The following is a 13,007-nucleotide window of genomic DNA, read 5'->3' on the forward strand; positions in this document are numbered from 1 at the left end:
CCTTGGCTGACAAGCTGCTTTTCCCTTCGGAGCAGCCGAGGAGGAATGCTGCCGGTTTGACCGGCGGCAGGCGACAGCTGCGGCGTGGCGGGGCGGCTGGTAAAATTGGGTGCAGCTCGCTTGGCATGGGGCACTCGGGCATTCTGCACCTGGCACCGGCCCCCGGTTTCCGGTTTCCGGCACCCGACATCTGGCATTCAGCACCTTACACCTCATATTCGGCATTCGGCATTCGGCATCCTACACCCATCACCCCACACCCCACAGCCCACACCTCACACCCACACCCGACATTCGGAGTTCGGCATTCGGCATCCTACACTGGACACACGGCATTCGGCTTCTGGCACCTAACACCTAATACCCGCCCCCCGAACCCCGGCATCAATATCCCGAAATACTCTAACGAATCCTACAGGCCTTATTTGAGCGAAAATACCTCCAAAAAAATTCTAACGAATCGTAGCAGCCTTATTTGGTGGATTTCGAGTGTCTTGAGGCCATTTCCTCCGAAATAAGACCTCTGTGATTCGTTAGAATCTCGAAACTCCGAAAATCGATGAAATAAGACCTGTACGATTCGTTAGAATTTGAGACACCCGATTGCGGCATACTGCACCGTATCACGCCCATTATTCAGCATTGCTCATCCGGCGTTCATGAGCATGTTAGATCGGGAAACATGCCGGTTGCGGATGCCCCACCGTATCACACTCATTATGCAGCTTTGCTCACACGCCGTTTCTCCTGCCGCTGCTTGATGGTCGATTCCGCCAATAACGCGGCGACGATTAGCATCGCGGTGAATGTCCATAACGCCTCGCGTTTTCGCTCAGGTGCGAGGTCGAAGTGGGCGTGTCCAAGCCGCTCCATCGCTTGTTTCATAAGCGCCACCTGCAGGTCGGGATTATTCTGCGCGCCACCGGCGTTTAGACGGAAACCGTTGTTTTGGTGGGGGCTGTCGAGTCCATCTTTGACCGTCAGCGTCACGTCGATGCCCAGCTGTGCGCAAATATCCAGCAATGGCTTGGAGAACGCGCCGTACGGGAAAGCAAGCACATGGTTCGAGGTGCCGAGCTTCTGCTCCAAAATGAGATTCGCTTGCTCCAGATCAGCTTTTACCCGCTGCATGTATTCCTTCTTCGTCTCCCTCCTGCCCTTATCTTTCAAATAAACAGGTCCGGTCAACGCAGCAATTAATTGCTTGCCCTTCGCATCCCTTGGCACATAGCGATGAGAATCGAAGGAATGGCTGTAAAATGAAATTCCTGTCCGGCTCATCTCCCTTACCTGCTCCCAATCCAGTTTAGGAACCCCGGCATGCCTAGGATTACCCACCGAGCTGACGATTAGAAAGTTGGTTGCCGGTGCTTTATACTTGCGCAGGATCGGATAGACATCCTGATAGAAAGATTCATAGCCGTCGTCGAACGTGAGCAGCACCGCATTTTCCGGAACACGGTCTCCCCGCAAAATGAATCCTCGATACTGATCCATCGTGATCCAATGAAAATTGTTAGCCTTCATTAATTCAAGCTGGCGCTCAAACTTAACGACGGATAACGCGCCGGCATCGTGCGGCTTCTTCATGACTTCATGATACATGAGCACAATCACGTGATCCTTATAGTACATGCCGTGAGGTTCAACGGGACCAGGCTTTAAGTCACCGTTACCGGCCGCGCTCTCTCCACCGTAGAATAATCGTCCCACTAGCGGTATTCGTGCATGATAAGTTTGGATGGTCAATACGCAGCAAAGTGCAGTCAGTCCCAGCAGTAAGCACTTAAGTACCGCGTTTCTGGTTTTTAAGGACATAAGGTCAACTCCGAGGTTCAATGTAAAGGTGATTTAACCAATCGCAACGGTCTATTATTCGACGAAGCCAATTCGACAAATGTTGCCCTGGCGATCAAATCACGATTACATGAAGCGCACATGGCGTTTTACCTGACTTGGATACATGCAAAAGCCGCCTAAAGAGGCGGCTTTTCGCGCAAATCAATATACATGCACCACTAAGAGCTATTACTTCAACCTTGCCCGAAGCTCGCAAATCCGGAAAGACCAAATAAATGTCCGCGTCGCAGAGGAAATGAAGATGCCGAGCTCATCCTGTTCCGGCACTCTGCCAAACGGATCCCGGCACAACGCAGCATTGTGATTGCCGTAACTACCCGTCAGCGACTCATCGATAATCGCAAGCGTCTCCCATACCCCATCTCCCTTGCGAAAAGCAGCCCCCGAAATTGCAGCAACGACGATTTCTTGGCAGCAGCGCACGACACCGTCCCAATCCTTCTCCGCAACGAGCACTATTCTATCGTTCACCTGATCATATGCGACATGCGACATGCACAGAGGCACGACCGGCAGTCCTGCTTTTGACACCAAAACCGGTGTTCCAACCACATAAGCGTCCATATCCGAGAAGTCGCACGAAGCGAGCTTATAGTTGTCTCCCGTCTCGTCTGCGTCGCGATAGATGAGATCGAACTTCCCTTTGCCGTCAATCGTAACCTGCGTGCATTGACCGGTGCCCCAATATTCCAACGCGCCCGGCATGACCGGGTTGCTATCGAATTTAATCCATGGACCTTCAATCGAATCGGCGAATGCGACACCGATTTGGTTATGGTTGCAGTCCAAACGGTCGCAGCCCAGATAGAAGAGCGCCCATGAATACGTATGCCCTTTATATCGGAATTCCCCTTGCAGCAGATCGGGGTCGCACACATGGATGCAGTCCCAGCCCGTTTCGCCCGGCGAAAGGGCAATCTGCTCTTCGCCCCAGCTCCACGTACCATCGGTATGCTCCTCTCCCTTGCGCCAACCGATGTAGTCCACAATGACGCCGGACTCCAGATTCGTGCAATAGAAGGCATAGCGCGTTCTGTCATCCGTCTGTACGACACATGGCGCATAATTGTAAATCTCGGACTTCGACGGCGCAAAACATTCCGTTAGCGCACTCGTCCATTCCAGCTCCATACCGGGCAGCTCCCTTCTCTTTACGCAACGGAATGCGAAACAATTATCCTTTTAACGATCCCACCATAATGCCCGTCACAAAATAGCGCTGCAGAAACGGAAACAGCACGAGAATCGGCACGGTGCTGATCATTATAGCTGCCATGCGGACGGTTTGCGCGCTGAACTGCTTCTTCATCTGCGGCGGAATGAATGGCGAGCTTGCCGTCAGCACATCCGCTTCCTTGATCAGCTTCATCAGATACAGCTGCAGCGGCATCAGCTTCTCGCTGTTCGTGAACAGCATCGCGTCGAAGAACGAGTTCCAATGTCCGACGCCGTTCCATAGCGCAACCGTCGCGAGCACGGGGGCTGACAAGGGGAGGAACAGCAAGCCGAATATTTTAAACTCCGAAGCGCCGTCTACCGTAGCGGACTCATGAATTTCCTCGGGCAGCTCCCGGAAGAAACCTTGCAGAATAATCATATTGAAAACCGAAAAGATCGACGGAATAATGTACACCCAGAACGAATCGAGCAAGTGCATGTACTTGAGCAGCACGAAGTAAGGAATCAAGCCGCCTCCGATAAATAACGTCGCAAGATGAATCCAATAATACCCGTTTCGGCCAATCAAATACCGGCGCGACATGGCGTATGACACCATCGCCGTGAATAGCAAGCTCGTTGCCGTCCCGATGCCGGTACGCATCACCGAGATAAACAGACTCGAAATGAGCCGGTCATCCTTGAATACGATGCGGTAGCTGGCCGTACTGAACTCCCGTGGGAAGAAGTACACCCCTCCGCGCATATAGTCGTTCCCGTCGTTGAATGAACCGGCGAGCACATAGATGAGCGGATACAACGTCATGAGGCAAAAAACCGCCAGCAGCGTATAGTTGATGACCGTGAACAGGTCCCAGCGTTTCATACCTACCATGAGAATCTCTCCTTTAGAAAAGGCCTCGGCCCGCAATTCGCTTGCTGGCGTAATGACCGGTCACAAGCAGCAGCAGCGCAACGACCGACTTAAACAAACCTACCGCGGTCGTATAAGAATAACGCATTTCCTTTATGCCGACCCGATAAACAAATGTATCGATCACTTCGCTGCGGTCGATATTGAGCGGCGATTGGAAGATCCAGATCTGGTCGAACGAAGAATTAAGCAGGTTACCGATCGACAGCAAGAAGAAGATCAGAATCGTCCCGGATATGCTCGGAATCGTAATATGCCATATTTTGCGAAAGCGTCCGGCGCCATCGATCGTCGCTGCCTCGAACAGCGTGGAATCAATCGAAGTTATCGCCGCCAAATAAATGATAGAACCCCAGCCGAGTCCTTTTAACAGCGATGTGCCGATAATCAGTCCCCAGAAATGGTTCGCATCGCCGAGAAAGTCAAAGGGCCGGCTCAAGATACCCAGCTTCAGCAAGAAAATGTTCACTACGCCGTCCTGCATGGACAACAGCGTCGTCAGAATGCCGCCAAACACGATCCACGACAGGAAATGAGGCAGATAGGACAGCGACTGCACGAATCGCTTGAAACGGGTATGGAGCACTTCATTGATCATGATGGCAAATATAATCGGCGCGGGAAAATTAATGATGAGCTGAAGCAGATTCAGAAGTACGGTATTTTTCAAAATATCGCTGAATTGATCATCATTGAAAAACTCCTCAAAGAACGAAAACCCTGCCCAAGGGGCATGAAACATATCATGAATCAGATTGAAGGAGTGATCCATGTCCTTGAATGCCATAATGACGCCGGTCATGGGCAAATAGGCAAATACGAGAATAAATAACAGGCCGAGCCAGGACATAAGCTGAATTTGCCATTGAGCGGCAAGCCGCATGAAGATGCCCGATTTGTGCATGCTGCACACTCCTTCCCAATAAACAAGGCATGCCGCTACCTGTCAGCAGCATGCCTCGTCAGGTTCTCCCATATTACTTGATGTTGCCCGGCCAGCCAAACTCAACGCCAAGGCGTTTCTTCGTCGCTTGGTACATTTCTTGGTTAAAGGCATCCAGCTTATCCCAGCCGGCTTTCTTCATCTGCGCGATCGCATCGTCGTACGTTTGCTTCGCCTTCTCCTCGGAGCCTGCAAGGATCATCTTCGGAAGCAGACGGCCCCATAGCAAATTGAGCTTGGTGCGCAGTTCGGTCATTTCGTTATATTGCGGATTCTCAGGATCGAACTTCGGCGTTGCTGCGTTAAAGTCATAGCTGTATTCCACAAGCGGCTTCTTCATGTCGTTCAGGTAAATATCCACCGGCTCCGTCGGTTTCGCGTACAGGTCTTTAATGGTCAGCCAATCCTGCTGGAGGTTGAAGCCAATGCCGTACTTCTTCGCGGATTCGCCGTTCGCTTCGCCTGCTTTGTACTCCGGCGTCATGGTGTACGTACCGTCTGCATTTTTCGTATAGGTCTCGCCTTCCCAGCCGAAAGCGACCAGATCTTGACCTTCCTTGCTGTTCAGGTAAGCAATCAGCTTCGTAATTCGGTCAGCTGCTTTGCTATTCTTGTTCACGGAAGTGAGCAGCCAGCCGTAACCGCGAAGATCTTGCAGATAGGGATCGTCGCCGTTGTAATTGCGCAGCGCGAACGCTTGGAATTGAGCGTTATTATCGACATTGAACAACGTTTTGAACTGCTCGTTAAAGTCCTGGCTGGCAGTCAACAGCGAGAAGACACGTCCGCTTGCCACCTTCTCATTAATTTGATCGCGTTTGTCGGTGAAGTTGTCCTGCGAAATGAGTCCTTTACGATAAGCCTCGTTCAGGAATTTCACGCCTTCCCAGTACTTCTCCTGGAAGCGAACATCAAGGTACTTGCCATCCGGCGATTCGAACGGTGTCGCGAAATACTGCTGCAGCCAGTTCATCGACCCGTTCCCTTGGTCGCTGAACTCATACAGCTGAAGCGGAACGATTGGCTTGCCGTCATACGTCTTGATCTCGTTCTTTACACGCTCCAGCACGGCCATGAACTTATCTCCGGTTGAGATGTCCGGGTTGCCCAGCTTCTCCATAATGTCCTTGCGGAGCGTAAAGCCGCTGTTCGGCTCCAGTCTCTCGCCCGGCTTCAGTTCATTCTTAGAGTACGCGTAGTTCGGCAAGCCGTAGAAGTGACCGTCGGATTGGCGGTACCAATCCGCTACATCCTGGTAAGGCTTGAATTCAGGGGCGTACTTCGCGATCAACTCGTCCATCGGGGCGAGGTTTCCGCTCTTATACAGCTTGTAGCCCGGGTCGTCCTTCCAGCCTTCGTACGTAATGATGTCCGGCAGGCTGCTCGATGCGAGCATAGCCGCAAGCTTCTGACCGTCATCCGTAGCGGGCGTTATGAAGTTAAGGTTTAGTCCGAACTGATCTCTAACGAAAGTAGAAAATTTATCTTTGCCCAGATCGCCGTTATACTTCCACCAGGAGAGGTCCACATACCAGTCAACCTTGATCGGATCCAGCTTCTGATCCGTAGTGGCAGCCGAATTGTCCGAAGCTGTGTCGCTGTTAGCAGCAGCCGCCTTATTATTGCCGGCGTTCGACCCCTCCGCCGCGTTCTTCGCATCATTCGCCCCGTTATTGTTGTTGCCCGAGCTGCATGCACCCAGAAAACTGCTCATGGCCAGCGTCATGCCGAGCAGCACGACAAGCGATTTTCTTCTATTCATCTACTTGACCTCCCGTATTAATCGTCTCATCTGAATTGCCCTATCCTGTTTCGCTTGATCAACCTAGGAGAGCCGGCCTCTCGGTAGCTTTAGTATAGAAGCTGTGAATCGCTTTCATCTACTGCGTTCTGTTTACGCCGTTTACTGGCCTTTATTGACTAACTGCTCGCGATACTCTTGCGGAGTCAGCTTGGTGGCACGCTTGAAGAACCGATAGAAATAGTGTTCGGACAGAAATCCGACGCCTTTGGATACTTCGCTGATTTTGTACTGAGGCTGCGCGAGAAGCTCCTTGGCCAGGCGCAATCTCGCCTCCATGATATATTCGGACAAACCTAGACCTGCTTTATGCTTATACAGCCGGGAGAGATAAGAAGGATTATGACCGATTGCCTGGGCAATCGCATTCAAGGTCAGATCGCCGCCCAGACGGCTTTGAATGAACGCATTGACCTTATGGATAATCTCATCCCCTTCGGTCTCCGCATCTGTCTTCTTATGCTCGAACAAAGCTTCGGCCCGCTTCTTGATTTCCGCTTCGGCTTCGTGCCAGTTTAACAGCAGCTCGGGGTTATAAGAGGCCTGAGCGACCGCCGAATCCGGCTGCGGCAAGATCTTCGCATACGGCTGGATGATCGAAAGCACCGTCGTGCTTATCTGAGTCGCGAGCAGCCAATTGCCATGCCGAGACGCATGGCTTCCTATATCGAGCAGGTTGCGGAGAATTTGATGGAACGCGGACTGCTGTTGATGTTCCAGGTTATAGCTTAAGAGCTCGTATTGGGTCATGAGCTGTTTCGTATCTACCAAGACCTCTTCTTGTACCGTCTGCTCGTCAATACGTTCCCCTTCAACGACAAGCAGCTGCTTCTTGGTGCCGGATTGAAAATATTTGCCCAATTGCGCATATACGCGTCCGACGTTGTCCCACGAAACGCAGTCCCGGCTGATGGCTACCGAGATCGGCAGATGCAGCAGATCGAGACAGGTCGATTGAATACTCTCGAACGTGCCATATATGAAGTGCCTGGTCATCCGCCACAAATGATCCCGCAAGACAGGCGAAGGCGCGTTGTCTTCCGAAACGGGTTGAATAAACCAAACGACGCGCGACCGGTCGTGAACGAAGGATACGTGGACAGCCGAGAGCGACAAATACTCTTTGGCGATATTTTGCAGCCCATACAGCAGCAGCGATTGATCGTAATAGCCATATTGCTCGTTCCATTCGTCAATACGCCCCGCCACGACAAAGACGGGCTTATTCGGCGACAGCGGAATGTCCAGCTCGGCGAATTGCTTCTCCATCTGCCGGAACGCATAAGGATCTCCATTGAGCATAATGCTGAAATACTCCCGCTGCAGCGGCGTGATCGCTTTCTGCAGCTGCAGTTTCGCCTGCTGCACGATCTGCTGGAGCTCGGAATCATCGCGAAGCAGGTGAATGGCCCGCTTAACCGCTTCGATGATGACTTCGTCGCCCTCGGTCTTCAGAATATAATTAACCGAGCCGTATCGCATGGCCTCTTGGGCATAGTTGAAATCGTCATAACCGGACAGGAAGATCGTTTTGCAGCGGGACCAGCGGCCCTGAATGATGCGCTGCAGCTCCAAGCCGCTCATGCCCGGCATCCGGATGTCGCTGATGACGATATCGATTTTGGTCCGCATCATCAGTTCAAGGGCATCCTTAGATGAGTACGCGCCGATAACCTCCAGCTCCATATCGGGATCATTCAACCGGCTGAACAAATCAACCAGTCCGTTAACGACATATTCCTCATTGTCTACGATCATCAAACGGTACATTTAAACATCCCCCTTATTCGCATTGCCGTTGTCCGGTGCCGGGATATGAATGCGCACGGCCAAACCGCCAAGCGCGCTTCGCGATAACGATAATCCCGCGCTGGAGCCCAAGCTCAATTGAAGCCTGTGGTGGACATTGAGCATGCCGGTCGTTTCGACCGCGGCATCTCTGATTTTCATTCTGGAGGAGATATCCTTGAGCACATCGTCCGATAAATTCTCCCCGTTATCTTCAACTTGAATGGTGAGCATGCCGGCATGTATGGCGCAGCTGATGCGCAGCTGTCCTTGATCGGGGTGATCCTCCAATCCGTATTCGAACGCGTTCTCCACGATTGGCTGCAGAATCAGCCTTGGGACGCGGATGGTCTTAGCCTCGCTGGGCAATTCTTCGAGTTCAATCTGAAGCTTGCTGCCGAAACGAATCGATTGAATGGCAGCGTACGAACGGACATGATCCATCTCTTGCTGAAGCTCTACTTCGTCGCTGGAGCTTCGCGTAATATATCGGAAGTACGTGCCCAGATTGCGGGTTAGTGCTTTGGCATTGTCAACGTCCTCGAATTGCAAGATACGGTTGAGCAGAAAGAAAATATTATAGAGAAAATGCGGATTGATTTGAGACTGCAGCTGTTTGAGCTCTGCGCGTTTCAGACTGAGCTCCTGCTCATACACGTCCTGAATGAGCTGTTTGAGCCGCGAGGACATATAGTTAAACTGCTGATATAAGTCTGAGAACTGGTCCTTGTACCGGTATTGCAAAGCCAGCGACTGCTGAAATTCGCCCTTCTCCAGCTGCCGGAAAGCCATCGTAAGCCGCTGAATAGGTCTATGAATTAACCTGTAAATCCACAGGGAGAATACGAGAATAACGAGAATCGACGTCGCCGCGAGAATCCAGAGCAGCTGCTTGTACCAGTCCAGCGGACCCAGCACCGTCTTCTCGGGAACGTACATGAGCAAAGTAACATGAAGAAGTTCAGACGTCTCCCTCGCAAAATAATACATCGTGCCATCCAACTCAAATCGCCCAATGCCGTCTTTTGTAGCCGCCTGAAGCACATTCGTCGGTACCGTAAGCGAGTTTGCCGCCGGCTTATCCGATTCGTGCTTCTGCTTCGGCGGAATGCCAAGCGTCCATTTGCCGCCTTGATCGAAGAGCACGGCCTGGCCGTCCCGAAACTCGGAGAACTGGAGCAGTGAAGTCTCGATATCCGCCGTGGAGAGCACCACCTCCAGCCAAGCTTCAGGGGTTTGCATGGACATGGCATCGTTCGGATAGCTGTCGCCAAGGATCAGTTTACCGTTCACCGGCATGAGAATCTGGCGAGTTCTGCGCATTTCCCGCAAAGCATTAATCTCGTCGGCCGGAAAATTATGATCGATGCGTTCATCCTGAATATCGCGCCCCAGCTCGGGCACCATCAGCTTTAATCCTTCAACGAACAAGCTGGAATCGCGAAATTGGCGCAGCTTCTCCTGAATCGAAAGCATCGCCGTCCGCTGTTCGTCGAATGGCATGATCTCATGAAACATGATGAGATTCTGTACGTCTTCATCGACCATGTATCTTTCCTTCATCCGGATAATCCGGGTCATCTCGGTTTCAAACGTACTTAAATAGGAATGCACCTTGGAACGAAGCGATACGGAAATATCTTTGCGAATCGTGGCTTCACTGGAGAGCGTCACGAGGAAGCTGATCGTTAGAATCGGGATCAGCGTCAGGAGAAAGGCGGTTACAAGCTTCTCATAGATACGGAATCGGATACGGGAACGAAGTGTTTGAAGCGCTTTCAATAGTATGCCCTCCCTGGAAACGATAGCAGCAGGCGATTTCCGCTCGATGTCACGAGGAATGCCCGGATACTTCATTGTATCTGATGCCAAAGGAAGGTCGCCACTGCATTTTCTTGACTGACTTCTGTTGACTGCCCGCCACGATCAAAAGCCGGCTCCCCTGAGGGCTGCCGGCTTGTCAGAAGCATATTGGCCATTAGTTCAGCTTCACAAGCTGCCACTGCTGGTCGAGTCCGTTCACATAATCCCAGGCATAAGTTGGATCTCCGTTGACATCATTATAAGCGTCCAACGCTTTGCCCGTCTTCTTGTTGATGATCTTATAGTAGCCGTCGCTAGTAGCGATGATCTGCCACTGCTGATCAATGCCGCTGACATAGTCCCATGCGTAGACGGAGCTTCCATTCGTCGCGTCATAGTTATCCAGCGCCTTATTACTATAGGCATTGATCATTTTGTAATAACCGCCGCCGACATCCGTGATGATCCACTTCTGGTTTGCCACATTCGTCCAATCCCAGGTATAGCACTGCGAACCATTCGTGGAGGTGTAGCAATCGAGCACATTATTCGTCTTCCGGTTATACAGCGCATACGTCTTACCCGACTCGATACTGCTTCCGCCGCCGCCCGCTCCATCGGTCAGGGAGCCCGTGATCGACCATAGATCGTAGCTCCACAGGGAATTGCCGCAATTCGCGCAGGAATCCGTAAACACCGCTTTGAACGAAGTCGAGGATGGGAGCACGCCCCATGCATTACGGGCGATGCCGCCGTTATGGTTGCGGGCGAAACCGGTCAATGAAGGGGAAATAACAGCCTCGCGCTGCCAGGTACCGCCGCCGCTCCAGATATTCGCCGCCGGAATGCTGGCGACCTCCAGGCTGTCTCCGATAAAGTTCGGATCGCTGGCAGGGTACGGATGCATTTCACGAATGATGAAGAACCGATCGCGCGCGCCGTCGTAGGCGACGTCGAAATTATTCAGGTAATCGGCGGCTCCGTCCGTTCCGTTCAGCCCGGAGGTCGTCAGCTTGACCGGTGCCCCTATCGATGGGGCAGACAGGTTGTTCAGGTTAATGTCGCGTCGCCAAGCGCCCCAGTCATTGTTCGCTTGCGGCTCCTCTCCGGTGTAGAACAGGAGCACTCTTCCGTTACCGTCAACGCTTGTGGCTGCCGGCTGTCCGAGTCCCCATGTGCCGTCCGTAGGATGCTGAACGATCGCATTCGGATATTTTACCCATGAATTCGCCGATAGATCGTTGGAGAACGCAACGCCGATTTGATTATTGCAGCTGCAATCATCGTTGTTCCCGAGGTAAAACATCGCGTAATTGTACAGCGTGCCGTTATAGTTGAATTTGCCGGCCACTACGGAAGGATCGCAGAGGTGGAAGTCATCCCATGCTCCGTTCGGACCGGAAACCAACACTTCCTTGGACTCCACGACGGTGCCATTCACCCGTTTCGTATAGTAAATACTGTCATGGACGCTGCCGCTGACCTTGTTATGGCAGGTATAGATATGCTCCGTATTGCCATCCACAACAACCGATGGTGCGTACGTGTAAATATTGCCGCTCGGATCGTCCACGCTTTGCAGCGTAGAGGCATTCCATGTGACGGCTGCAGTCGATACGCTTGCAAACAGACCGAGAACCAACCCATACAGAGCAATTACGGCAAGAATAACGCGATACTTCCTCTTCATCGTTATAAACTCCCCCTCGAATGTTTAGTTGCTACTTGCAGCTATATCTTAATCTACGAAATCGCGGTCAAGCTACTTTGATTCCTTTACTCTCGCCGCTGTCTTCTATTGACCTTAAAAATGTCCAATGAATTTCGCCATAAATGCCAAGACCGCCGTGCTTCCTCATTGGTATAACGAAAGTAGGCAGTGACATTCCAAGCAGAGGAGAATGGAATCATGTACAACACCATAGCGCTTCAAGAGGAGAAAATCGCCTTTTATCGGCAGAACGGTTTCGTTCAATTGGACGACGTCATAGGCGCAGACGAGCTTCGAGAGCTTCGCCTATGCGCAGATGAAGCGATGAATGTCGAGGTATCCCAATCCGCGCAGCCGGACAAAACCAACCGCGGCTATTATCGCGTACTCAACCAGCGTTTCAACACATGGCGAGACCACGGCGGCATCTCTAAATTCTCGCTTAGCCGGCGGCTCGGTGACATGGCGAAACAATTGACCGGGGCGGACGGCATCCGGGTATTTCATGACCATCTGCTGTACAAAATGCCCGGCGACTCCAAGCCTACGCCCTGGCATCAGGATCTTCCATACTGGCCGATGAAAGAACGCGGCGCATTGTCCGTCTGGCTTCCGCTCGACGACGTCAATGAACGAAACGGCTGTATGATGTTCGTTCCCGGCTCTCATCAGGTAGGCAAGCTAAACGCCGTCGACCTTGTCAATCCGCAGGATCTATACGCCTTCGAAGAGAGCGAATCCGTGCGCAATACCAGACCGGTCATCGTTCCGATGAAGGCGGGCGGCTGTACCTTCCATGACGGGCTTACCTTCCATTACGCCCATGCGAATCTGACCGACAAGCCGCGGCGAGTGCTCGCAATTATTTTCATGCCGGATGGCACCATCTACAGCGGTCAGCCGCATATTCTTTGCGATCTGGATCCAAGCCTGACTGTAGGCGCTCCGATTGCCGGACCTCTCTATCCGAAGCTGGTTTAAGCGCCTTAATGTAACGAAGAAAAGCCCG

At 52.1% G+C, this 13,007-nt stretch carries 9 protein-coding genes; 1 reads left to right on the top strand and 8 read right to left on the bottom strand.

Features of this window, described 5'->3' with window-relative positions:
* Positions 1-717: 717 nt before the first annotated feature.
* From BM412_RS16095 to BM412_RS16130, 8 genes are all read right to left on the bottom strand, one after another.
* On the bottom strand, positions 718-1,818 hold the full coding sequence (locus BM412_RS16095; RefSeq protein ID WP_091219868.1) for a polysaccharide deacetylase family protein: 1,101 nt from the start codon (positions 1,816-1,818) through the stop codon (positions 718-720).
* Between the two features lie 210 nt (positions 1,819-2,028).
* Positions 2,029-2,991 carry a glycoside hydrolase family protein gene (locus BM412_RS16100; RefSeq protein ID WP_091219870.1) on the bottom strand — a complete coding sequence of 321 codons (963 nt, stop codon included), beginning with the start codon at positions 2,989-2,991 and terminating at the stop codon, positions 2,029-2,031.
* 43 nt (positions 2,992-3,034) lie between these two features.
* A complete protein-coding gene (locus BM412_RS16105; protein ID WP_091219872.1) occupies positions 3,035-3,913 on the bottom strand; it encodes a carbohydrate ABC transporter permease in 879 nt (292 codons plus the stop codon).
* A 13-nt stretch (positions 3,914-3,926) separates the two neighbouring features.
* A complete protein-coding gene (locus BM412_RS16110; protein ID WP_091219875.1) occupies positions 3,927-4,856 on the bottom strand; it encodes an ABC transporter permease in 930 nt (309 codons plus the stop codon).
* A 73-nt stretch (positions 4,857-4,929) separates the two neighbouring features.
* A complete protein-coding gene (locus BM412_RS16115) occupies positions 4,930-6,657 on the bottom strand; it encodes a type 2 periplasmic-binding domain-containing protein (RefSeq protein WP_091219877.1) in 1,728 nt (575 codons plus the stop codon).
* Positions 6,658-6,798: 141 nt separating this feature from the next.
* Positions 6,799-8,466, bottom strand: a complete 1,668-nt coding sequence (locus BM412_RS16120; protein WP_091219879.1) for a response regulator — start codon at positions 8,464-8,466, stop codon at positions 6,799-6,801.
* Positions 8,467-10,266, bottom strand: coding sequence for a sensor histidine kinase (locus BM412_RS16125; RefSeq protein WP_177245854.1), 1,800 nt, complete (start codon positions 10,264-10,266; stop codon positions 8,467-8,469). It abuts the gene before it with no gap.
* 196 nt (positions 10,267-10,462) lie between these two features.
* Entirely contained in the window at positions 10,463-11,977 is a 1,515-nt protein-coding gene (locus BM412_RS16130; protein ID WP_091219885.1) for an RICIN domain-containing protein, read from the bottom strand.
* Positions 11,978-12,196: 219 nt separating this feature from the next.
* On the opposite strand from BM412_RS16130, the gene BM412_RS16135 reads away from it, so the two are divergent.
* A complete protein-coding gene (locus tag BM412_RS16135) occupies positions 12,197-12,979 on the top strand; it encodes a phytanoyl-CoA dioxygenase family protein (protein WP_091219886.1) in 783 nt (260 codons plus the stop codon).
* The last annotated feature ends 28 nt before the right edge of the window (positions 12,980-13,007 follow it).

It is taken from the genome of Paenibacillus sp. BC26, from assembly GCF_900116125.1.
GTDB lineage: Bacteria > Bacillota > Bacilli > Paenibacillales > Paenibacillaceae > Paenibacillus_Z > Paenibacillus_Z lignilyticus.

Bases quoted from the DNA above. Each gene is read 5' to 3' on its own strand.
- BM412_RS16105 (WP_091219872.1), bottom strand. From the start codon at position 3,913: ATGGTAGGTATGAAACGCTGGGACCTGTTCACGGTCATCAACTATACG.
- BM412_RS16135 (WP_091219886.1), top strand. From the start codon at position 12,197: ATGTACAACACCATAGCGCTTCAAGAGGAGAAAATCGCCTTTTATCGG.
- BM412_RS16120 (WP_091219879.1), bottom strand. From the start codon at position 8,466: ATGTACCGTTTGATGATCGTAGACAATGAGGAATATGTCGTTAACGGA.
- BM412_RS16095 (WP_091219868.1), bottom strand. From the start codon at position 1,818: ATGTCCTTAAAAACCAGAAACGCGGTACTTAAGTGCTTACTGCTGGGA.
- BM412_RS16110 (WP_091219875.1), bottom strand. From the start codon at position 4,856: ATGCACAAATCGGGCATCTTCATGCGGCTTGCCGCTCAATGGCAAATT.
- BM412_RS16115 (WP_091219877.1), bottom strand. From the start codon at position 6,657: ATGAATAGAAGAAAATCGCTTGTCGTGCTGCTCGGCATGACGCTGGCC.
- BM412_RS16130 (WP_091219885.1), bottom strand. From the start codon at position 11,977: ATGAAGAGGAAGTATCGCGTTATTCTTGCCGTAATTGCTCTGTATGGG.
- BM412_RS16100 (WP_091219870.1), bottom strand. From the start codon at position 2,991: ATGGAGCTGGAATGGACGAGTGCGCTAACGGAATGTTTTGCGCCGTCG.